The organism is Leptolyngbya sp. FACHB-8 (assembly GCF_014695575.1).
Classification (GTDB): Bacteria; Cyanobacteriota; Cyanobacteriia; order Elainellales; family Elainellaceae; genus Vacuolonema.
Genome location: NZ_JACJOO010000028.1, coordinates 18,523 through 42,960, shown reverse-complemented (window position 1 = coordinate 42,960; position 24,438 = coordinate 18,523). Strand labels below are relative to the sequence as shown.

General features: G+C 50.6%; 13 protein-coding genes and 1 pseudogene. 10 read left to right on the top strand and 4 right to left on the bottom strand.

The window, feature by feature from the left end:
* Positions 1-206: 206 nt before the first annotated feature.
* The gene (locus tag H6F91_RS05970; RefSeq protein WP_190773752.1) at positions 207-566 is read left to right on the top strand and encodes a Spx/MgsR family RNA polymerase-binding regulatory protein; all 360 of its coding nucleotides are present in this window, start codon (positions 207-209) and stop codon (positions 564-566) included.
* A gap of 32 nt (positions 567-598) precedes the next feature.
* Positions 599-1,636, top strand: a complete 1,038-nt coding sequence (lpxD, locus tag H6F91_RS05965; protein ID WP_190773751.1) for a UDP-3-O-(3-hydroxymyristoyl)glucosamine N-acyltransferase — start codon at positions 599-601, stop codon at positions 1,634-1,636.
* A gap of 145 nt (positions 1,637-1,781) precedes the next feature.
* Here the strand turns inward: lpxD and H6F91_RS05960 are convergent, their stop codons facing one another.
* Positions 1,782-2,663 (bottom strand): bifunctional helix-turn-helix transcriptional regulator/GNAT family N-acetyltransferase, encoded by an 882-nt coding sequence (locus H6F91_RS05960; protein WP_242035653.1) that lies wholly within the window; start codon positions 2,661-2,663, stop codon positions 1,782-1,784.
* 177 nt (positions 2,664-2,840) lie between these two features.
* Between H6F91_RS05960 and H6F91_RS05955 the strand changes: the two genes are divergently transcribed.
* From H6F91_RS05955 to H6F91_RS05945, 4 genes and pseudogenes are all read left to right on the top strand, one after another.
* Entirely contained in the window at positions 2,841-3,722 is an 882-nt protein-coding gene (locus H6F91_RS05955) for an ABC transporter permease (RefSeq protein WP_190773750.1), read from the top strand.
* 16 nt (positions 3,723-3,738) lie between these two features.
* Positions 3,739-4,638: pseudogene (locus tag H6F91_RS27850) on the top strand (ROK family protein); the annotation flags it as partial.
* A gap of 72 nt (positions 4,639-4,710) precedes the next feature.
* Positions 4,711-5,445: a HAMP domain-containing sensor histidine kinase gene (locus tag H6F91_RS27845; RefSeq protein WP_242035655.1), complete on the top strand. Its 735-nt coding sequence runs from the start codon at positions 4,711-4,713 to the stop codon at positions 5,443-5,445.
* 396 nt (positions 5,446-5,841) lie between these two features.
* Positions 5,842-8,814 (top strand): GUN4 domain-containing protein, encoded by a 2,973-nt coding sequence (locus H6F91_RS05945; protein WP_190773748.1) that lies wholly within the window; start codon positions 5,842-5,844, stop codon positions 8,812-8,814.
* A gap of 163 nt (positions 8,815-8,977) precedes the next feature.
* Here H6F91_RS05945 and H6F91_RS05940 read toward each other — a convergent pair whose 3' ends face one another.
* On the bottom strand, positions 8,978-13,975 hold the full coding sequence (locus H6F91_RS05940; protein ID WP_190773747.1) for an Ig-like domain-containing protein: 4,998 nt from the start codon (positions 13,973-13,975) through the stop codon (positions 8,978-8,980).
* Positions 13,976-15,018: 1,043 nt separating this feature from the next.
* Here H6F91_RS05940 and crtR point away from each other — a divergent pair.
* The 3 genes from crtR to H6F91_RS05925 all read left to right on the top strand — a co-directional run bounded on the left by crtR (position 15,019) and on the right by H6F91_RS05925 (position 20,793).
* A complete protein-coding gene (crtR, locus tag H6F91_RS05935) occupies positions 15,019-15,975 on the top strand; it encodes a beta-carotene hydroxylase (protein WP_190773746.1) in 957 nt (318 codons plus the stop codon).
* Between the two features lie 339 nt (positions 15,976-16,314).
* On the top strand, positions 16,315-19,398 hold the full coding sequence (uvrA, locus tag H6F91_RS05930) for an excinuclease ABC subunit UvrA (RefSeq protein WP_190773745.1): 3,084 nt from the start codon (positions 16,315-16,317) through the stop codon (positions 19,396-19,398).
* A gap of 978 nt (positions 19,399-20,376) precedes the next feature.
* The gene (locus H6F91_RS05925; protein ID WP_190773744.1) at positions 20,377-20,793 is read left to right on the top strand and encodes a DUF2294 domain-containing protein; all 417 of its coding nucleotides are present in this window, start codon (positions 20,377-20,379) and stop codon (positions 20,791-20,793) included.
* Between the two features lie 178 nt (positions 20,794-20,971).
* On the opposite strand, the gene H6F91_RS05920 is transcribed toward H6F91_RS05925, so the two are convergent.
* Both H6F91_RS05920 and H6F91_RS05915 read right to left on the bottom strand, forming a co-directional pair.
* A complete protein-coding gene (locus H6F91_RS05920) occupies positions 20,972-21,433 on the bottom strand; it encodes a response regulator (RefSeq protein ID WP_190773743.1) in 462 nt (153 codons plus the stop codon).
* 363 nt (positions 21,434-21,796) lie between these two features.
* A complete protein-coding gene (locus H6F91_RS05915) occupies positions 21,797-22,933 on the bottom strand; it encodes a hypothetical protein (RefSeq protein WP_190773742.1) in 1,137 nt (378 codons plus the stop codon).
* An 874-nt stretch (positions 22,934-23,807) separates the two neighbouring features.
* On the opposite strand from H6F91_RS05915, the gene H6F91_RS05910 reads away from it, so the two are divergent.
* Positions 23,808-24,176 carry a hypothetical protein gene (locus H6F91_RS05910; RefSeq protein ID WP_190773741.1) on the top strand — a complete coding sequence of 123 codons (369 nt, stop codon included), beginning with the start codon at positions 23,808-23,810 and terminating at the stop codon, positions 24,174-24,176.
* Positions 24,177-24,438 lie beyond the last annotated feature (262 nt).

Here is a 24,438-nt window from a genome sequence, read left to right as displayed (position 1 = left end):
CTCTAACTGCTCCAGGCTCTCCGTCACCGTGACTTGAAAAGGACGTCCTGTCATCGCCCATCACCTCAAAGAGGACTCTTCTAGTTTGGCGCAGCTTCATATTTGTTTGGTATTAGAAGCGTTCCGTGATGCACTTGCACGTGAAACTCCTTCGCACAGCGACAGATTTCAGAGGATAATAGCCCTGTTGAGATGGTAGAACCCGCATGGCTCTTCAGGTTTACGGTATTCCAAATTGCGGTACCTGCAAAAAAGCGTTTCAGTGGCTAGCCACGAATGGTATCGAGTACGAATTTATTAACACCAAGGAGCAGCCTCCCGAAAAATCCCAAATTGAGGGCTGGGTAAAGGAGTTGGGCGCAAAGCCTATGCGGAATACTTCCGGGCAATCTTACCGGGCTTTGGGCCCAGAGCGAGATAGCTGGAGCGATGAGGAATGGGTCAAGGCCTTCACCCATGACGCCATGTTGTTGAAGCGTCCGTTGTTTGTGAAAGATGGCACAGCCGTACTGGTGGGATTTAAGGATAAGGATGATGTGCTCCGTCAGAGCCTCAGGTTGTCCTGAGTAAAGCCCGACCATCGTTTCAACCAAGCTCTATGAAATTCAGCGAACTGATTCCTTCTTTTAACCCGGTTAAAACCAGCAGCCTGGACACTTATCCTGATTTGGATCCAGAAATCAGCGGGGTTTCTCCTATCTCTGCCGTTCAGCCAAACACCATCAGTTACATTGACGGCGGCAGTCGCTCAGCAGAAAAGCTGGCAGGAACGTCAGCGGTTGCCGTGGTGCTACCCCTGAATGTTGAGCTGCAGACGTTAGCGAACGAGAAAGGTCTGGCCTGGGTCGCCAGCCCCCAACCCCGCTTACTGTTTGCCCAGGCGATCGCCCGCTTCTACCAACCCTTCCGCCCAACTCCTGGCATTCATCCCAGCGCCATCATTGACCCATCGGCCCAATTGGGTACAAATGTGTCCATTGGTGCCCATGTGGTCATTCAAGCCGGGGTGACCATTGGTAACGAGGTCTGCATTCATCCCAATGTGGTGATTTATCCGGGGGTGACTGTGGACGATCGCACCACGCTCCATGCCAACTGTGTGATTCACGAGCGCAGCCAGATTGGGGCGGATTGTGTAATTCACAGTGGCGCGGCGATCGGCTCTGAGGGGTTTGGCTTTGTGCCTACAGCTGACGGCTTCTTTAAGATGCAGCAGTCCGGCTTTGTGGTGCTGGAGGATGGAGTCGAGGTAGGTTGCAATTCCGCGATCGATCGCCCAGCCCTTGGTAGCACCCACATTGGACGCAACACCAAAATCGACAATTTGGTGCAAATTGCTCATGGCTGTGACATTGGTGATGGTTGTGCCCTGGCAGCTCAGGTAGGGCTTGCCGGAGCCGTGAAGGTAGGTCGTCGGGTCATTCTGGGTGGTCAGGTCGGAGTGGCCGATCATCTCACTATTGGCGATGGGGTACAGGCGGGGGCACAAAGCGGTATTACTGCTGATTTGGAACCGGGAGCGGTGGTATTTGGCACACCTGCAATGCCCTTGAAGCAGTTTTTCAAGATAGCTGCCCTTTGGAAGCAGCTTCCGGATATGCGGCAAACCTTGCGCCGCCTTCAACGTCAACAATAACAAATCAGAACTTCTGCATAACTGTTGGGTAGGTGTGCATCATAAGCCCGACCTAACAATTATGCAGAAGTCCTGTTTCTTATCGTGTGGATTGGCAGCAACAGAATAGGTATTGCGATCGCAATCTACCCAAATTTGCCCCCAATTAATCTTTCAATGAAAGCTCCATTTGAATATTGCAGCGCTTGTACGGTGTAGGTCGTCCTGTCACCTTTCGAAAGCCTAGTTTCTGATAAAGCTTGATAGCGGGTTCCAAAATTGTGCTGCTTTCTAAATAAAGAGTTTTAGCCCCTAGTTCACGAGCTTTAGTAATAGCGGCTTGCCCCAATTGCCAACCAATTCCTTTTCCCTGCGCCTCTTCTGAAACGGCCATTTTTGCGAGTTCAAAAGTATCATCGGTCATCTTGATCAAGGCACAGGTACCTACAATTTCACCGTTGTATTGAGCCAAATAAATATGCCCACCGGGTTGCAGAATCTTCTTGTCTGGATGATCCAGAGATTCATAGTCTGCATCCTCCAGGATGAAGTACTTCTCGATCCACGCACAATTCAACTGTTTAAAATTCTGTTGATAGTCTGGAGTGTAATCAAGAATCTTAATAGCTTCAGATTCACGTATCTTTCGAATTTGTCGAACCCGGTCTAAAAAGCTCTTGTTGTCCAACAAAAATTCAACCTCCTCAATCGCTTTCCACAGATCATTTTGAGCTTCAGATAACAGCTCCTCAACCGCCTGAGTGACATCCTGATACTGCGTCGTAATCTTTGGAATAACTTGCTTTCCTTGCTCCGAAAGCCTGACTACGTTAACCCTTGCATCCCCTGTACTTTTACCCGTCGTCACTAATCCTTTCACCTTCATTTCTTTAACAATTTGGCTCACTGAAGGATGGGAGTGGCCGATCGCCTGAGCAATTTCCGTAATCGAAGCTTCTTGTTCGGAAAGAATATAGAAAACCGGAAACCACTTGGGATCTAGAGGAACGTCATACAAACCATAGATCCGGGTAGCATCTTCTGCCAAACAATCCCCTAAGCGGCGTAGACGGCTACCCAGAGCTAACTTACCGACACGACGATAAAAATCTATACCCATAAAACCAATTACGTAATTAGTTACATAATTAGCTCAATAGGGCTTTGAAGTGTACAAAAGGCACAAAGATGACACAATGATTCACACACCAGAAATCTCGGCATCATGGCTCTGACCCGTCCTCGTTTTCTCAACTTCGCCCAGCGTCCCAGCCTATCGATGAAAATGATGTGGTTGGGGGTTGGCATCACTCTGGTCTTTGTCCTAATCGCCCTATTCACCCCGGTTATGCAGTCCTGGGGGTGGCTACGCAATCCTTTGGAGACGTTGACCAATCCCATCCATGTGCCTCCTTCCAGCCAGTACTGGTTCGGCACCAGTCGCCAAGGCTATGACGTGTTTTCTCGCACCTTGTTTGGGGCCAGAGTTGCCTTACAAGTGGTGGTTCTGGCAACCGCTTTGAGTGTGTTGATCGGGGTGCCCTTGGGGATGGTGAGCGGCTATCTGGGAGGACGATTAGATCGCGTTCTACTCTTCTTCATGGACACCATCTACACTTTGCCGGGTTTGCTGTTGTCGGTGACCCTGGCTTTTGTCGTAGGACGGGGGGTACTGAATGCAGCGATCGCTCTCAGTATTGCCTACGTTCCGCAATACTACCGAGTTGTTCGAAATCACACAGTCAGCGTCAAAACAGAACTCTTTGTAGAAGCGGCTCAGGCCATGGGAGCCTCGCCCTGGCGCGTGATGTCTCGCTACCTTTTCGCCAATGTGATTCAGAGTGTGCCCGTTCTCTTTACCCTTAATGCTGCGGATGCCGCTCTCACATTGGGAGGGTTAGGCTTTTTGGGGTTAGGATTACCGGACCAGACCCCTGAGTGGGGACTGGATTTGCGCCAGGCTTTAGATGCATTACCCACAGGCATCTGGTGGACAGCATTATTTCCCGGTTTGGCCCTGACAACGTTAGTGGTAGGGCTTTCCCTGGTAGGTGAAGGGTTGAACGAACTCATGAATCCGTTGCTACGGCGCGAAAACTGGAAGTGATATTGAGGCAAAGACCTTGGACAAAAACAGCGCAAACCATTCCCCTCAGGTCATTGGCGTCGATTTAGGGGGCACTGCTATCAAGCTAGGACGGTTTGATGCAGCAGGCCGATGTTTACACTCCCTGACGATACCCACTCCTCAACCTGCGGAGCCTCACGCCGTTGTAGAGGCGATCGCCGCCGCCATCCGTACTCTTGATCCCGATGACCAAGCTCTGGCCATTGGCATTGGCACGCCTGGCCCTGTCGATGAGACTGGACGCCTCGCCCTCGTTGCCATCAACCTGGGCTGGAAAGACGTGCCCATCGCCGATTGGCTGGAGGAGCGAACGGGTAAGCCCGTGGTTGCAGCCAACGATGCAAACTGTGCGGGTATTGGAGAGGTCTGGTTGGGAGCCGGGCGACAGTATCGAGATGCCATTCTGCTGACTCTGGGAACCGGGGTCGGCGGGGCCGTCATCCTGAATGGCAAGCTGTTTACAGGACGCCACGGCACCGCAGCAGAATTGGGGTTAATTACCCTCGACCCGTCTGGCGATACCTGCAACAGTGGTAATCATGGCTCCCTGGAACAACTGGTTTCTGTGCAGGCCATTCGTCGTCGCACCGGAATGGAGCCTGCAGAGCTAGGGCAACGAGCGGCAGCAGGAGATGAAACCGCGATCGCCTTCTGGAAAAACTATGGCTGCGACCTGGGAGCCGGAATTTCCAATTTGATCTACATCTTTACCCCAGAAGTCGTGATTCTCGGTGGTGGCGTCAGCGCCAGTGCTCCCTTCTTCATGCCGACACTCTGGGATGAGATCAACCAGCGGGTTCTGGAGACTTCTCGGGAAGGGCTGCAGATTGTGACGGCTGAATTGGGCAACCAGGCCGGCATGGTGGGAGCGGCCAAACTCGCCTGGGAAAAGCTAGAGAGTATCACCCCTAAAAACGCAGATGAGGCCAAAAATCCGCTGCTCTCCGATGCAGACCTGGCCTATCACATGGCTCAGGAGACAGCACGCTTCAACGCCGGGTTCCTGGCCCGAACCGCCCACGAGTTGCGATCGCCCCTCAACGGCATCCTCGGCTTGCACCAACTGATTCTGGGAGATCTGTGCGATAGCCCTGAGGAGGAGCGGGGGTTTGTCAAACAAGCTCACGATTCTGGGATGAAAATGTTGGCGTTGTTGGATGAAGTGATTCGTATCTCTAAGTTCAGCACAGGCAGTCTGCCCCTTCAAATGCAGCCTGTTCAACTCTCGGGGTTGTTGAAAACGGTGCACGAAATCAATGAGCTTCATGCCCGCGATCGCAACGTGCGGCTAGACATTCAGCTCCCCGACCCCCAGGTTTACGTGCAAGCAGATCCCAACTGGCTGCGGCAAGTGCTAGTTCACCGTCTAGAGAGCGCCATTAGTCACATGGATGGTGGTTCTATCAAGCTTGGGGTCACGGTATCGCCCCATCAGCAAGCCCAAATTTGGGTAGAAGATTCGCGTCCGGCTGAAGCCTGGAAAGACTCCCTGGACTGGATGCAGCAGGATCGAATTCCACTAACCGCCCAGCCTAATCGCGATCAACTTCTTCAAGCGCCCTCCAGCCTATCACCCGGTCAATTGCTGCAAATGGACTATCTGGTCTTGCAACGGATGGGTAGTCGTCTAGAGTGGCAGGTCGCCAATACCGAAAGTGGACAGATTCGTCTAACCTTTGGCCTTCCCCTGGCCGTCATCTGATCAGGCACATTGCTATATAGCAACGTGCGAGTGCGTTAAGTACAGCAACGGTGGTGTGGGGCACTTCGTGCCCCACACCACCGTACTTAATCAACCCGCACAGCACTATATGGCAAGGAAAATCAGGACTTACGCATTTGTGTTGTGGGTGGTGTGCTTCGCACACCACCCACAACACAAATGCGTAAGTCCTGAAAATCTTAAAAATGGGTGGCCAATTGGAGTCAGATGGATACTGCTGGGGACACTTCCTTTGCAGAAGATGTATTCATTTGAGAAAACCCATATTACTCTGAGAGTAAGGGAAACAGGCACACCGCGATCGCCCCATGGGATCACTATCCCTCCCCCCAGAGGTGCACCAGTCGGGTCAACTACCTGAATTAGCTCTATTCAATGGCGAAATACGCCCTGTTGATCGGGGTCGGCAGCTACCAAAACACCAATATGTTGGAGCCTTCTCTGACCGCCCGAAATGACGTAGAGGCGGTGAGAGAAGTTTTGCTGCATCCAGAAATGGGTGGGTTTGAGCACGCCATCCCCCTCTTAGACCCCGATCGCCTGACGATGGAAGAGGCGATCGAGGAGTTCTTTCGTAGATTAGGGCGAGAAGATCTCGGCTTGCTGTTGTTTGCTGGGCGAGGGGTGCGCGATCGCCAGGGCAAAGCCTATTTCACGACCCAGTCCACCCGCAAGAATAGTGACGGTGACCTGGTCAAAGCCACCGCAATTCCGGCGCAGGTCGTGCAAGACATTATGGCCACCAGTCCCGCACGGCAGCAGGTAATGATTCTGGACTGCGGTTTTCAGGGGGTTGATCCCATGGAAGTCGCTGTATACAACGGCTCGCTAAACCTACGGGGGCAGTTGGGCGGACAGGGACGTGTCATTTTACTGGGGTCAGAAGCCTCCCATCCCATCTCTCAGTTTGAGAGCCACGAACTATCCCCCTACACCCATCTGCTGGTAGAAGGCATTACGACGGGCAAAGCCGATCGCAACCATGACCAGCTGGTTTCTGTAGACGAGCTCCATGAGTATGTGCTGGAGCAATTACAGCCACTACTAACCGAAGGTTACCCCGAGTTGATCGTCACGCGGGATGAAGATCGCGCCATCAATTTGGCACGCGTACGCCATTTTGACCCTCGCCACGAGTACCGTCAGCATGTGGAAAGCCGGGTCGAGAAAGGGCAGTTTTCTCCAGTAGGACGGGCTATTTTAGACAAACGGCGAGTCAGCCTGGGGCTTTCTGTCGAAGAAGCTCAGGCCATTGAAGATGATGTGTTACGTCCTTTCCGGGAGCATGCCAAGGATTTACAGCGTTATCGCCAGGCTTTGACGGCAGCACTACAGCTAGAATATCCACTTGGCCCCCGACAACAGGCCGAATTGGAAGAGTTTCAGGCCTTGTTGGAACTGTCAGATACGGAAGTGAATGCCATCCAGCAGGCCGTTATGCAGCCTTTTATGGAGCAGGCCGCCCGCCAGCAGCAGCGCCAGAGCAGCTATGAGCAGGCGTTTCGTCAGGCGATCGCCTTTGAGTACCCCCTCCCCACCCCGGAGCGACTCAAGTTGCGTCAGCAACAACGCAGCCTGGAATTGCCTGATGAGGTGGCCCAAGCCATTGAGGCTCAAGTTCTGGCCGCTAACCAGAAGCAACGCCAACGCTATCACCAGAACCTTCAGCAATTGGAGCAAGCCTGGTATCAGGCCTTGAGCGCCGAGGATCCACCCAGCGAAGTGACCATGTTGCGGCTGCAAAAGCTGCAGCGTTCTCTGGAAATTCAGCCAGAGCATGCCGAGGCGATCGCCCAACGCGTTCATCAGCAAGTGCAGCAAGATCTCGCCGAAAAGCAGGCCCGACTATCTCAGTATGAGGCGTTATTCACAACGCTGGTGAGCCAGGAAGCCGTCTTGCGGAAGCCCCAGCGCGATCGCCTGGCTCAAATGCAGCAGGAGCTCCAGCTTTCGGATGCAGATATTGCTACGGTAGAGGAGCAGGCCACTGCAAAAATTCAAGCGCAGCGGCAACAGCATCAAAGAAATCTGGCCTATTATCAGCAGGAATGTGCCCGACTCTTGCAGGAGGAGTACCCCTTGAGTGAAGCCAAGCAGCAAGACCTGAAACGGCTTCAAACAGAATTGCAGCTCTCAGAGGCAGAAGCCGCGAAAATTCTAGAGCATCTGAAGCTACAGGCAGAAGCTCAGCGACACGCCTATGCTCAAAACAAGAGCCGTTATGAGCAGCACTATCGCACAGTCGAGCGTCCTCTTGCTGAGGCGGCTCAAGAGCAGCTCAAGCAGATCTGGCATGAGTTGGGGCTGAAGGAAACGGACGTGTGGCAGATTGAACAACAGGTCGATGCCGAAATTGCGGCCGACCTGGAGCGTCAGGCTGAATCACGCTTGACATACCAGCGGGCTTACAACCATGCCACTCGCCAGCAATTTCCCCTTTCTGATGAGCAGCGCTCCCAACTGCTTGAACTGGGCCAATCCCTCAATCTGACGCAGGAGGAGATGACGCAGATTGAGGATCAGGTGAATGCTACCTATGAGACGATTTCTGATTTCAGTGGTGATTCAGATCTGGACCCAACCCTCCATCCCAATCTTGAGTCAATCATCGATCCGAATCTCAACCCCGTCCCTGACCCAAATCTCGATCCAACCCTTAACACGACCTTTGACCCCGTGCTTGGGGAGGATCTAGATCCCAATCTCGACTCCAGCCCACCACCCCCAACGTCCACTCCAGATTCCGCTGAACTGGATGGAACCCCACCTCCGGCATCCTCGGCTTCCGCCTTCATGGCCGACCCGCTCAGCTCTGAGCGCAACGTAGAATACAGCGTGTTGCAGGAGTTACTGCGGGATAGTCTGTGGCGTGAGGCCGATCGCGAAACCTTCCGCGTCATGTTGCTGGCTACCGATCGCAGTCGAGAAGCCTGGCTCAGTCCGGACTCCCTGCTGCGGATCCCCTGCACCGATCTAGCCACCATCAGCCACTTATGGGACAAGCACAGCAATGGGCACTTCGGATTCATCGCTCAAGAACGGATTTTTCATGGCCTTGTACAGAGCAACCCGAAGCAGGGCGATCGCCAACTTATCATTGACCTAGCCCTAAGGCTCAAGTGGATGTGGAAGGCCGGTAACTTTTATCCCCTATTCCGCAATTACGATGACCTCACCTTTTCCTCAGATGCGGTGATGGGTCATTTGCCCGCCCGCTGGTACTGGCAACTTTCGCCCGTGGCTGCGCTGAAAGTGGGAACGGTGGGAAGCGATCGCAGCTTCGGTGGGGCTGATATCCACATGTTCGCCAACCTTATGAAGCGCCTGCGAGAATGCAATATTAGCTAAGGTTGCTGTCAAATAAAATTCCGGTTGGTGTGCGCTTCGCGTACACCAAAATAGTTTGCTGGATGTGATGTGATACACCACATCCAGCAAATGACACCCGTCCTAAAGAGGAGGGGGCACCCCGTTAAGCGAGGTGCCCCCTCCTGGAGGAGCTATAGAACAATTAGGCTGGTCTAATTAAGCGAATCCGCCCAGTTACCGCAGTAGCACCAAATCCTTGAGGATACAGCTCTGCAACATAAAGGTTGCCATTGCTGGTGTTCTCAATGATGTCCACCGGGTTAGCCATGCCCCAATCCGGATTGACGGAACCACCGCCCAGGATACTAGAGCCTGTGATATTGCCTGTTGCTGGATCAATCTCCAACACAACAATGTCATCCCCAGAGCTGTACTCCGTTACAATCAGCCGGTTCCTGAGCCGTCCATTAAAGGTGTTGGACTGATACTCAAGTACACCTGTAGGCGCACGGCTTGTACCAAAGGTAAACAAGGCCGTTTGATAATCTGGATCAGGCAGAGTACCAACCGCATATCCACTCACACCAGCAGTCCCCGCCACTTCCTCTGGATCAAGACCCACTGTTGGGTTTCCGCCCGCCATGATGTACTCACCACGGCTGGGGTTCGGATGACCATAGTACTCCCCTTCGAGAATACGGTAGACGTAGTCGGGACGGCTGCTAACGTTCGTCAACCCTTCATTTGCAGCGGTGTTGGGATCATCTGGAGTGATTCCGCCACCACCAGAACCGTTGACCGGAGCATAGAGTGTGCCATTGCTATGGAACACAAAGTCATAGGAGTTCCGCAGACCCGATGCATAGATCTTGAGAACAGCATTAGTAGCATAGGGATCATAATTGTTCGCCCCTAACCCTTCCGTTTGGACATTGAATCCACCAGTGGGAGGGGTGCGGGTGGGATCAATCTGCAACATGGCAGCTGTTAGCAGACGTTCAGGACGCATTCCCCAGGCACTATCAGCCACCCCAGCCGAGGTATTGCTACCTTGAGTTAGGTAAAGCTTTCCATCTGGGCCAAAGCGCAAGCTATTACCGAAGTGATCGCGTCCCGAGCGGGGCAAACCGACAATGTAATCTTGAGCCGTCGCCGTAAACGCTGCATCGCCTCCCGTTAGAGTCAGTCTGACAATCTTACCGGAGAAATCTACGGCATCTGGGGTACTCGTAGCGGTATTTTGCACGACCCAGAGCACATTGGAGTTGTTGGGGTCAAAAGCAATCCCGATCAGTTCCGGTGCATTAGCAAGAGAACCGCGTGGCATTGTAAAGGTTTGCTGCCCTGTCAACGTGCCATCTGCCTGTACCGTCCAGCGATAGATACTGCCATCCAGAGCAGATCCATACAGGAACCGATTGTCTGGGCTCATGAGCAGCGTCGAAATCGGCGCATCGTTACTGGTATTTTGACCAAAGACGATCGATTGGGTGAAGTTAACACCATCCGTCGGAGCTGTCGCCTCATTTCCGGTCGTGAAGGTCAGGCTGTAAGGGAGGAACGTACGGCCTCCCAAATCCTTAACGCCATCCGAAATCCGAACGGTGTATTGAGTGTTGGGATCGAGAATGCTCTGGGGCTGGATGATAATGGTATCGTTGCCACCACTGGTGTTGAAGTTGCTGGCCACAACCGCACCATCCCGTGTGCGATAAATCTGGATGGTCGCAGAGGTCAGGGTTGTTCCATCAACGCCTTCTCCAACTCCAAACAGGCTCAGGTCACTGATGTTGATGGCAGCCCGACGGTTCACGTTGGTGGCATTAGCCAGAGGCGACGACAGAACGCTGGGATGATCACCGGGATTGATGGGAACAATTTCCACAAAGTTGATCCGCGTGTCAGTTCCACCGATCGCATCCAAGGTTAGACGACCATCAACGACATCAACCGTTGCTGTGGCAAGTTTGAAGTAGCTCGGAATTCCGCCAGTGGTCGTGGTATTAAATGAGGGCACCACAGTAGTACCTTCTGCACGGACGATCTGGTTGCTGCCTCCTGCAAAATCACCCACACTGACGGTGACACTATAGCGTCCATTCGGAAGTGTATATTCCCACGCAGCTGCGGTCGCGGCTGCGGTGCCATTGCTTTGCATCAGAGCCACTGTATCCAGCCGTGCCTCGATGTTAGCCTGGGCACGATCAAACACCCGAGCTGAAATATCCAGCGCATTGCTGGTACCCTGAGTCACCCAACCATAGCCACGGGTTGCATCAAAGCCCAGACCTGAATCAACCGCATAGCCCGCAGGTGCGGCGGAAGCTACCGGCTGGAAGTTGATGCGGGAGGGAACCAGGACGCTGAAGTAGCCAGCGGTGCTGGCGGCGATCGCATTCCCCGCCGTATCTCGTACCTGGTTTACCGCTATGGAAAGGGTATAAAGACCATTCTCCGCAAGGTCCCAACTTCCCCCTGGCACTGTAATTCGATAAGTTGCGATGCGTGCGCCGTTAAGCCCACTGACGGAACTCACAAAGCTGGCTACCTGGCTAAACCCATTCGGCCCCGTGACCTGCACATCTCCATTATCCAGGGTTGCGACATCAACAGCCTGGGTATCGTTAAAGGTGATGGTAAAGGTATAGTTTGCACCTCCCGCTGCTAGTGCGTTGGCCGCATTAACGGATTGCACTCGAGGAAGCTGGGTATCAAACGTAAAGTTTAGGGTGCTATCAGTGGAACCCTGGCCATTCGTTGCCCGAATGGTCAGAGTATGGGCTCCGTTTGCCAGCGTGCCACTTGCAGCTGCAATAACCTGTGCAGATGTCAGGGTAAAGGCGCCGGTGTTTACGTTCAGCGCACTGGTTACATCAACAAAGTTGCCGTTATCTAGCCGTACCTGGAGCTGACTTATCCCCGAACCGGTAACTTGCCCGGTAACCCCAACAGAGTTCGTCAAGCCATCCGTGTTAGAAACGCCCGTATCGTTCGTTAACCCAACGGTCACGGTGGGAGCAGACGGAAGATTGACCGTGAAGTTCCCCAGGGTAGCCGCAGCGTTCTGATTACCCGCTACATCCGAGACGCCACTCGCCACCAGGGCCACCGTGTAGGTTCCGTTATCAGCCAAATTCCAATCGCCTCCAGGCGGAGTAATTTGGAACGTTGCTGTACGGGGTGTGCCATCACTGTTAAGGTCTACATCAACCAGGTTGGCCAACTGGTTAAAGCCGCCTGGTCCCGTGACACGCACATCTCCGTTGCTGAGAGTGCTGACATCTATGGCATTGTCATCCGCAAAGTTGACCGTAAAGGAGTAGGTATTGCTGGCCGCAGTAACATTAGCAGCCGTGACTGCAGCCGTGGGCGCACTCGTATCCAGAACAAAGTTTAAGGTCTGCTCGGTAACCGTACTTTGCGTCGTGGTTGCTCGCAACACAATAGTATTGGCACCACTCGTTAAGGGACCGCCATTAAAGGTTGCCAGCTGAGCTGCTGTAAAAGCAAAGTTACCGTTAGTGACGGAATTGGTAACAGGCTGAAAACTACCACCATTAACGCTGATCTCCAGGGCGCTGAAACCACTACCCTGAATACTTCCAGTAATCCCTGCAGTGGTCGTGACCTTATCTGTATTAGACGCCCCTGTGTCACTGGTTAATCCCACATTCAAGTTCAGGGGAATGTTGACATTGAAGGTACCTAGCGTACTAGCAGTCAGGCTGTTACCTGCAACGTCACTGACCTGATTCCCCAGGACCTCAACGGTGTAGGAACCATTCTCAGCCAGATCCCAGCCATTGCCAGGGGGAATAATCTGGTACGTGGCTGTGCGAGTGGCACCATCACTATTGGTATCGACACTTACAAGAGTTGCCGATTGGCTGAAGCTCCCAGGCCCCGTTACGCGCACATCACCATCGCCCAAACTCCCAACCTGAATGGCCTGGTTATCGGTATAGGTCACTGTAAAGGTGTAAGGCTCAGTTGTGCTGGCAGTTACACCAGGAGCATTCAGCGTAGGGTTGCTGGGAGCAACGGTATCCAGCGTAAAGGTAAAGTTTCGCACCGTTGCAGTATTCTGGTCGTTGGTTGCCCGGAACTGAAGGGTATGCGGCCCGTTGTTCAGGGTGCCACCACTGAGGGTATCCAATACGGCTGGGGTCAGGGTGAACTGACCATTATTTAACTGATTCGTAAAGTCAACAAAACTGCCGTTGTCAGCTTTGATCTCGAAGCGAGAGAGGCGCTGGCCACCAACCTGACCTGTAATGGTAGCAGTTTGGGTAATGAAATCGCTGGCAGACGCGCCGGTATCAGACACCAAACCCGCTGTGATTGTTGGGGCGGGAACTAAGGGGTCGTTGGTGGAGATGCGGAAGTTGGCGGCACGTAATCGGCTGGGTAGAACGTTATTGAGGACGGCGATCGCCCGCCCCGCTGCCAGAATGCGAGTCCCCGTTCCCTGCTGGACCAACGAAATATCGGCAAAGGAGCGAACCCCCGGCAGGTTCCGAATCATCAGCAGATCGGCAGCCGGGTTAAAGTCCAGAATGGTATTCACCGCCGAGGGAAAGCTGCCATTTCCAAGCCAAAAGCGATCGGCACCAGTTCCACCCGTCAGGCGGTTGCGGCCAGAGCCAGCCCATAAGGTATCGTTGCCATCGCCTCCAAACAGAAAATCATTCGTACGAGCGTAGAGCGTATCGGCTCCAGCATTGCCATATAGGTAGTTGCTTCCTCGCCCCAATCTGGCATCTAACACATCATTACCAGCTTCGCCATAAGCTGAAGTCCGGATGCCAACTTTGACGGTATCAGCGGCCCCTCTGGCTAAGATTTGCAGTCTATCTCCAACCGCCACAGCTCGATTGACGGTATTAATCGTGTCACGACCAGCCGTACCTAGAATTGTGCGTACGGCCTTCGTTTGATTCGTGGATTTGCCATACAGAGCATAGTTTCCTGCTCCCAAGAGATAGTCAGGGCCACGGAAGGGCAACATCCTTTCTCGAAGTGACGATGCTTGCCGTTCAATGGGCGTTAAATTTTGATAAGCAGCCCCGCTGGCAAGGCTAAGAGTTGCAGAGAGATTAAGTGGCTTCCCAAGGTCGGGATACGTATCAAGAGGCGAACTTGGAAGGGCAACACCAGGCGACGGGTCATTCGAAAACGAGCCGAAATTAGCACTCTGCATGAGGACTCCACGAGCAAAATTGAGGATAAATCATGAGGAGGTGAAGTTCCTTTTTCTGATGGCTAAATCGGCAAATCTAGATGATCAATCCATCTAAATTTGAGATGACTAGCCCATCAGTAAACTTACACACTTTGCCAAGAGTACCCCGCAGATTCTCCGAGAAAACATGGATTGAGAAATTCTTTGACGTAATTCACTGCTTTATTAAGTAGTGATGAAAATATTACGGAGTCTCTACCGATTCCCAGATTAAACTCCTATAACTTCTGGCTTCCTGATAGTTTCTTGCCACTCCTTTCAGATTTGGATTAAACCCCAAACTCGAATACAGGATCTTCCACTCCAGTACATTACAGGAGAGAAGTACAGGATTTCGTTCACATCCCTCTCTCGTACCTCATTGCACTGGAGAAGGATATAGAAGAGGCTCTACGAGCTTTTACCTACAATTCATTAAAAAACAAACTAAATTTTAGAAATGGCTATCTTCAGCAATTGAAAAAACCGCAAAATTACGGAGTCAAAGAATACAAACTCTTTATATTGATAAATAAATTCAAAACTATTTTATGGATTCAATCTATTTTGGCTCCAGGATGCATAGGTAGCCGCCTATGTCCTTTTCGGGTTCTTTAGCGATCGCACCTATAACCCTTTTCAATTCGAGTGAAGTACGACTCAAGTTTCTTCTCGAAAGAGCTGTAAATTCTCCGGACAGTCTTCTTAGGCACTAGAAGTATGGAGTGGTAGATGCACCCTGATTAAACCCCTGGCTCTCGGGCCGGGGCGTTTTCTTTTTTTAGAAGACTGATAAATCCTCTAGCGCCTTAGATTTGTGTACGGGTTATGCACACAAATCTAGGGGGTTAGAGGATTAGAAAGTGGGAATACTTGGATTTAAGGAGCCGGATGACACATTGGATAGGTCAGAGCTATGACCTTCTCTGTGCAGATTAAATGAGTTAATTTCACAAAACTTCATTCTGTATCCGACTTCCTTTATACTACGCAAGGAATACGCAAAAAGGAGTATGGATACGATGTCGGAGGCCACGAAGCCCCTGACAGTGCCAAAGGAGTTGGTGGGTCCGCCTGGAGACTTAAATCCTACGCTTCTCATGTTTGTGGGTGCGGTGGCGCTGGCTATTCTTTCAACGTTGGGATACTGGCGCTGGCACTGGGTGGACTGGTGCTGCTTTGGGCTGAATGTTGTGGCCTTACATATGGTTGGCACCGTAATTCACGATGCCTCTCATAATGTGGCCCATCGCAATCGCATCATCAACGCCGTCCTTGGTCACGGTAGCGCCCTGATGCTCGGCTTTTCCTTTCCGGTTTTTACCCGAGTTCACATGCAGCATCACGCCAATGTGAACGACCCTGACAATGATCCCGATCATTTTGTTTCGACGGGTGGGCCTCTCTGGCTCATTGCCGCCCGGTTCTTCTATCACGAAATTTTCTTCTTCAAGCGGCGTTTATGGCGCAAATATGAGTTGCTGGAGTGGTTTCTGGCACGATTGGCCGTGGCGACTGTGATTTACCTGGGAGTGCACTACGGCTTTATCGGGTACATCATGAACTTCTGGTTCTCCCCGGCTCTGGTCGTTGGGTTAGCGCTGGGGTTGTTCTTCGACTACCTGCCCCATCGTCCTTTTCAGGAGCGCGATCGCTGGAAGAATGCTCGGGTTTATCCCAGTCCCATCCTCAACCTGCTGATCATGGGTCAGAACTACCATTTGATTCATCATCTGTGGCCCGCAATTCCCTGGTATAACTATCAGGCCGCCTACTACGCTACCCAACCGTTGTTAGACCAGAAGGGCTGTCATCAGACTCTGGGGATCTTCAAAGGAAAAGATTTTCTGGGCTTCGTCTATGACCTGATTTTGGGTATCCGCTTCCACCATGGGGAAGCGAAAACCAAGGCAGCTGGTGGAGAGGAAACCGCCAACTCAGAGGTTAAAGAACCCGCACTAACAGGTACAAAGTCTTAATAGATCTTGGAAACGTTGCTTCTTCGTGTGGTGCACACGAAGAAGCAACGTTTTTTCAGTGCTTCATGGCAGATGGGTAAGACTCAACAAAATCTATTCACGGGTCGCGCCTGCCACTAGACCCGTCTTGTATGTTTTTGATACAGCCATCTCATAGCAAACAGGTGTATTATTGGGGGGCTGAATTGGGAGTTCTCTGGAACGTTCAGCCTTCAGCAAAAGCCTGGGTAGGCCCCCTAGACCTAACCCAAAACGATAGAATCATTAAAATCTGTTGCTGTTCGGTGGTTCATCCCCGCAGTGGTTCATCTCTACAATAAAATTCCCCCCGAAATGGCCATGGCCCAGTCTGCAAAGTCTGCAAAGTCTCGGAAATCTACTGCCACCAATGGTCATCATGCGGCAGCTCTAGATAAGACCCTGGCGGAGTCGGGCCGCTTAGAGTCCATTGCTCAGAACACAATTCATATCCGGGGTGCACGGCAACACAACCTGAAGAATATTGACCTGGAGATTCCACGCGATCGCCTCATCGTGTTTACGGGAGTTTCCGGCTCAGGAAAATCCTCTCTGGCCTTTGACACCATCTTCGCGGAGGGACAACGTCGCTATGTAGAATCCCTCAGTGCCTACGCCCGCCAGTTTTTAGGACAGGTCGATAAGCCCGATGTGGATGCGATTGAAGGGCTCAGCCCGGCTATTTCTATTGATCAGAAATCAACGTCCCATAACCCTCGCTCTACCGTGGGCACGGTGACAGAGATCTATGACTATTTGCGACTCATGTTTGGTCGGGCTGGACAACCCCATTGCCCCCTTTGCGATCGCTCCATCGTTCCCCAAACCATTGATGAGATGGTGGACAAAATCATGACCCTGCCGGATCGCACTAAATTTCAGATCCTTGCACCGGTGGTACGAGGGAAAAAGGGCACCCATAAGAAACTGCTCTCCAGCCTGGCCGCAGAAGGCTTTGTGCGAGTACGGGTGGATGGAGATGTTCGGGAGCTGAGCGACAACATTGAGCTGGAGAAAAATCACAGCCACCACATTCAGATTGTGATTGACCGTCTGGTTAAAAAAGAGGGAATTCAGGAACGACTGGTGGACTCTCTTTCAACCTGTTTGAAGCGCTCTGAGGGCATTGCGTTAATTGATGCAACGCTACCAGAAGTCGATAATGTGGTGCAATTTCCCCAAAATCCTGACCTGCAGTTGGCGGTACTACCAGGAGTAGCGGCTGAACCAGCCGGGAAGTATGGTCGCAAGGACGAGGAAGGCAAGACAAATACTCTAGAATTGGTCTTTTCCGAAAACTTTGCTTGCCCTGAGCATGGGGCCGTGATGGAAGAACTGTCACCCCGCTTGTTCTCCTTCAACTCACCCTATGGAGCCTGCCCCGAGTGCCACGGGCTCGGAAGCCTCCGGACCTTCTCAGCAGAATTGGTGATTCCCGACCCCAACTTGCCCGTCTATGCGGCGATCGCCCCCTGGTCTGAGAAGGACAATACCTACTACTTCTCCCTGCTCTATAGCGTTGGGAAAGCTTTTGGGTTTGAGATTCAAGCCCCATGGAATGAGCTGACCCCCGACCAGCGCCATGTGCTGCTGCACGGTTCTGAGGAAAAAATTTACATCGAGACGGATTCCCGCTACCGCGAAGCTAAGGGCTACAACCGCAAGTACGAAGGGGTACTTCCCATGCTGGAGCGGCAGTACCGGGAAAGTAGCTCCGAAATGTTCAAGCAAAAGCTGGAGCAGTATCTGGTGGATCAGCCCTGTGAGGCTTGTGAGGGCGATCGCCTCAAGCCTGAAGCTCTGGCGGTACGGCTGGGTCAGTACCGTATCAAAGACCTCACCAGTGTCTCTATTCGAGAAAGCCTGGAACGGGTTAATGGAATGCAACTAACGCCCCGCCAGGCCCAGATTGGCGACCTGGCTCTAAAGGAAGTGCGGGCGCGGCTGCAATTTCTGCTGGATGTCGGGTTAGATTATTTGACGCTGGATCGAACAGCGATGACCCTGTCCGGTGGAGAAGCCCAACGAATTCGTCTGGCCACCCAGATTGGGGCAGGTCTGACCGGGGTGCTCTACGTATTGGACGAACCGAGCATTGGCTTGCACCAACGCGATAACGATCGCCTGCTTGCCACCCTCACACGTCTCCGCGATCTGGGCAACACCCTCATTGTGGTGGAACACGACGAAGACACTATTCGGGCCGCCGATTATTTGGTGGATATTGGCCCCGGGGCAGGAGTACATGGCGGCAACATCGTCTCTCAGGGGACTCTGGGAGACTTGCTAGAGGCCGAGGATTCGCTGACGGGAGCCTATTTATCGGGTCGTCGCGTCATCCAAACTCCAGCCCAGCGTCGCCCCGGGAACGGCTCTGTTATCACGCTCACGGATGCCTACCGTAACAACCTGAAGCACATCGACCTGGAAATTCCGCTAGGCAAGTTTGTCTGTATTACCGGGGTTTCTGGTTCAGGCAAATCGACGCTGATCAATGAGCTGTTGTATCCGGCACTGCAACACCATTTTGGTCACAAGGTGCCAATGCCGAAGGAATTAAAGCAATTGAAGGGGCTAAATGCCCTGGATAAGGCCATTGTGATTGACCAATCACCCATTGGTCGCACTCCCCGTTCCAACCCAGCCACTTACACGGGTGTATTTGATGTCATCCGTGACTTGTTCTCAGAAACCATTGAAGCGAAAGCTCGGGGGTACAAAGCCGGACAGTTCTCCTTCAATGTCAAGGGTGGACGTTGCGAAGCGTGTGGCGGTCAGGGGGTGAACGTCATTGAGATGAACTTCCTGCCGGATGTATACGTGCAATGTGAAGTGTGTAAAGGAGCCCGCTACAACCGCGAAACTTTACAAGTGAAATACAAGGGCAAATCCATCTCCGATGTATTGAATATGACGGCAGAGGAAGCCCTGGAGTTTTTCACCAACATCCCCAAGGCGGCAACAAAGCTGCAAACGATGGTAGATGTGGGATTGGGCTATATTCGCTTAGGACAAACGGCACCCACCCTTTCGGGTGGTGAGGCTCAGCGTTTGAAGTTGGCGACAGAACTTTCCCGTCGAGCAACGGGTAAAACACTCTATCTTATCGACGAACCCACAACTGGGCTTTCCTTCTACGACGTTCATAAGCTGTTGGATGTGTTGCAACGGCTAACCGACATGGGCAACACTGTTCTGGTTATTGAGCACAACCTGGATGTGATTCGCTGTGCTGACTGGCTTGTGGACCTGGGGCCAGAGGGAGGCGATCGCGGCGGCGAGATTATTGCCCAGGGAACTCCAGAAACGGTTGCTAAGGTTAAGGAGTCTTTTACCGGACAATATCTCAAGAAAGTTCTGACTCAACATCCTCCTGCCAAGGTGAAAGCGGCCAGTCCTGCATAGGAAATCATGCAGCCTTTCTACCCCAAGAATGGGGTGGGCAATTTACGTCCTTGTACTCACACCAAATCAATAGGAAGCTGCGTCAAATGGGAGGCGCAGCTTAAAAAACGGTATATAGCGCTGTGCACGTTGATTAGGTGGTGTGGGGCACTTCGTACCCTACACCACCGCTAACTGTACTCAGCAATTCTCATTTTGAAATCCAGCCCGAAAATAGCCCGCCTTCGACGGGCTATTTTCGGGCTTCAAAGCTGAGAGTTCGTGCCCTTCGGGCACGAACTCTCAGCTTTGAAGCCCATACTGAGAATTGCTGAACTGTACTTAACGCACTTGCATATTGCGATAACAACATATACTCATCAGGACTTACGTATGCTTGTTGTGTGATGTGCTTTCCATACCACACACAACAAGCATACGTAAGTCTTATTCATATTGCCCATTCGAGTTAAGGGGGAGGGATTGAGTGTACAAAGTGCATGCAAAAATCAATAGAAAACACAATTCAAAGTCTTTTTACTATCACTTTCAAAAGGAAAAAGAGAGCTCCCAATTGCCCGTAAGAAGCAGGTAGGCATAATTTTGAAACCTGCAGATAGGTTTAGAAGAAAAGGCATTGTATACCCTACCTTCATACCTCATCATAGATTCAGGACAATGCCTGCTTAAGCTATCCATGGTAGGTAAATCCTGTATCAGGACATGCAGTTATATACTTTCAACGGTGTATATCTTAAGGTTCTTTTTAGACTGAGAGCTGTATTAAATCTAGAGTTAAATACAGTAGTTTCTATTATCCTTCCGGGGATGGATGCTCTATGAAAACAGTGCAACTAAATTGAAATTACATAAGTTAGTTGTTGCAATTCACCGTTAAAGGTTCTTTGCTAAGATGATGCGCTGTTAACTAGAACAGCATTCTCCATCTTAATCATTGTTAGTCCCTTGTCTATCTATTAATTGTAGAAACCTACATAAATGAACGATAAAAAATATCCTACCGTTGGTGAACTTCAACGTTCATTGTCTCAAAGTATTCAAGCCCTCTACCGGACTCACCTTGAGCATCAACCAGCCCGTGTTACCTGCCAATTAATGGATACGACATTGGTGCTTGTTCTAGAAAACGCGTTAACTCAAACAGAAACGCTTCTACAAGACAACGGCCATACTGAATTAGTAGAAACCGTTCGTGATCATTTGGACACCTCTTTAAAGCCAATTGTTCGACAAGAAATTGAGCGAATTTTAGAGGTCGGGGTTGTTGACATCTTAAGTGACGCAACGTTAGAAACAGGGCGATCGGCTATTGTTGTTATTTTGGATCGCTCACCCCAAGTTAGAACCCAAAGAGACGTAACAACATCCAAACGGACTCCCATTTCCCAGGGGTAATAGACAGTTGTTCTCAATGTTTGGGAAGCTTTCAGAGAACGACTTTTGTAATTGAATTGGCGACTCTCTTCTAAATTCGAACGTTGGGTGCGATCGCCAAGCAATTTTCCCTGGATAAAAACGTGAGAAAACGCCTCCTAAAACCCACGAATACTGCCGACAACCGACGAGAGTATGTTTAGAGTGAGCTTTTACAGGAGCAGTACTTGAGGAGTAATGTCTCCATAGCTTCCAACGTGTAGGGTTTACACAGGTAGCCATCGAAACCGGCCTCTATAATATGTTGCTGCTGCCAATGGTAGGCCATAGCAGTAACTGCGATAATCGGCATTTTTGTGGTTGGGTAGCGCTGGCGAACTTCTTGCAGAATACCGAACCCATCAATATCGGGTAGAACAATATCGAGAAGCATCAGGTCATACTGATGCCGATCCAGCAGCCCAAGAGCCTCATTACCGGAAGAAGCAGCATGAGAAATATACCCGGCAGTTTCGCTGATATAGCGGGCTAAAAAGGCATTATCTGGATCATCTTCCACAATCAGAATTGTGGGCTTACCGGACGAGTTCTCTAATCTATCTGGAGAGTTTGCTTCGGATGAGTTTAGAGGAGAATTCCAGGGGTTAATGTATGGCGTCATGCGCTCGTCGCAATAAGATATACAGCGAACAAGGCAGCCTGGGAGGGGCCAAAGGCACTCACCAGATTGGCTCTATGAACTTTCAGCCTTAGATAAGTGGAGAGAGGAATACACCTGAAAGAACTCTTGTCAAATAAGCCAGCCTATTAAAAAGAATAAAGCCTTTGAAAAAATTTAACCTGTCAGTCCTATTACCTAAGCTTTTTCATATTAAAGCACTCATGGGAAATTCTGGTGTGTTCTAGCTAAACAAATAGATTATTTGTAGCTTATAAACACCTCATCTTTTCTTTCCCTTCTTCAGTACAAATAGGATAGTTTTGCGCATATTTTCTATGCGCAAAACTATCCTATTTTCCCTATTTATAGATGAGCTCGCTGATAAATAGCAGACATAGGAGCAGACGCTGGCATCTCCTCAACGGGTACAACGTAAACTTTACCCCCTCGCAGAAATGTTTGTGTTGCCGCTAAATCTAACAAATCTACCAGTGCCCCACCGTCTTGAGGATGGGTATCGTTAACTTGCTCTAAAGCCCCAAAATTTAGATCAATTTGCCCCCAGTACTGGCGCTCTGCCATAACAAATAAGGTTTCTACCCGACCTTGACAGGCGGCGGGGACAATTTGTTCCAGATAAGAGTTTGCTTGACCCAAGGCTTGAAGTGCATTGAAGCGCTGTATATCACTCTCGCGCGATCGCCTCAACCAGGGCTCAACATTCTCCCAGGCCATTCGATGCAGGATCTCTAACGGCAGGTCGTCTGGATTATGCTCCAAGCCTACATTCAGCAAGTTAGGCAGGGTATTGGTATAGCGGTAGATAGCCTGTATGTCCCGCTCTGCAACTAATAAGAGGGGTACAGGCTCCGAAGATAAATAGGTTTGCAGGGCTACATCAATTCGTGAGCAAATTTGATGCAGGGCATCCCGCTTTTCAACGGTCAGGAGCGTAGAACGCTCTCGCACCCTTGGTAACGTGCGTACCCCTGGGGAAGCACAAACGTTAGCCTGATTTAAAACTTGCAGTCCATAGAATAATGGAACTTTGCTAATCGTTGTGGCAGTCGCCTGATAAAGCTGAGTCCGCTTCTCACTAAGGGCCAAGATATAGGCATAGCTGGGCGATGCTATACACGGAAAAAGCGGCTTGAGATAGAAGCGATCGCTTACCCATACCAAGGGTTCCACCTGCAGAGGAAGCTGAAAGGAAAACATACCATCGGGGGTCAAGTAGATGGCAAGCCCTTCTCTAACCATCTGCCAAAAATGGTCATTTTCTAAAAATGTTTCCGCTGGTCTCAGAAGATGCCAAATCAAAATCTGGGAGAAATCTTGCTTTTGAAGCTGTAAGTGCGCATCTTCCAACAATTGCCTGAGCTGGTTCTTACGCGCTTGGGGAGGAAGATCAAGGGAAGCCTCCGGAAGATAAAGCGACACACAAGGATTCGCTGTAATTTCCGCCAACTTTCGAAGCCCTGATTGAGATAAAAGCTGCATACTGATTATGAATCTGTGGAAGCGGGTCTAAAAATGAAATGGAGCGGAATGAATCGCTATTTGCTCTTAGGAATCAAGTTCCTTAGAGGGCGAAAACAATTTACCCTCAGGCATTAGCCATGAAGAGGGCGAATAGCAATTCGTCCCTATGAAGCTCTGCAATGAAGTGCAATGAACGGATATCAATCTGCAAGGAAATTACAGAGCTCGCTGCAGGGGCTATTGGCAAATTTGGCGCTATATGAGATTAGTATATCGATGGGAATAGACACGTCTACCTTTCGGTAGGTTTTCATTTTCATTAAATGTATCGAGTTTATCTCATTGGTTAATTGCCAACATTGAACACTACTGAAATTCGAAATATAGCCGTGTCTTATAGCGTGTCATTACAAACTTCAATAGAGCGTCATTCCATCCTTATCGCTAGTACTCAGTATCGCCAGTACTTAGTGGCGGAAAGCCACTCCAGATATAGGCAAACTTAGGTATTCAGTACTTGCTACTTGATTAAACAGAAAACTCGAAATGCTGTGTCTTCTGCTTTATGAGCAGTACAGTGTTTTAAGTGTTGTGTTTAGCTGAGCTGAACTACTTATCCATCTTTGGCTTCTTCAAGCAGTGCCGATATTATCTCTTTTGCTAGAAGTATCAAGAATTAAATCAAGTTACTCTTGAGAATGCTTGCAGGAAGCAAGCGGTCAGAGGTCTAATCCCCTTCTACATCAGAGTCTAACTCTGTTGGGGTTAAACCACGGCCTGAAGGTGTTTGAAGAATTTATTTTCATGCATGTAACGCACGAAAAATAGGTCCTTTTGGGGCTTTTCAAACACCCTCTCAAGCAGATGAAGCAAAAACTCACGGAGCTTTATTATGTTGAGCTTGATTTCCAAACTTATTACTCCTATCTATTCGCTCCTTCAAGTGTTTCAAGTAAAACGCTTTTTATCTCTTTGTTTGGTAGCCGTTATCTTTCTAACTACGGGTGTTGGAGCTGAACAACGGACTAAGGCGCTTACCAATCGGGTAGACGACCTTATTCACCAGGATGACTCCGCTCGTCCTAAAACGACGGGCGAATGGCAGCAGGAAGCTCGTGAAGTGGAAGGGAAGCCTGGAAAGCGAGCAGAGCGGATTGCGAAGGAATCTGCAGATGCCGTTGAAGATTTTGGCGAACTGTATCCTAATGTCGTAGAACGGAGTGTTCCTCCCCTCCGGGATAACGCATCTAACGGGCGCTAGGCTCCACTCAAAACGAAAAGTTGTACTCTTGAGCGCATGGCACTTTGTGCCATGCGCTTTGGCTAGGGCAAGATGCATTTGAAATATGGCTAAGTTTGCGATACCTGATGCAGTCTTGTTGAATGTGAGATGTTCTACATCCAACAAGACCACATAATTCCTAATATATTTAGATGAACTTTGGATGGTCTTCTCAAAGACCTATCGATGGGTACATCCCACTTTTGCAGATTGAAATCCCAGTTTTGTTAATGTGGCGGGC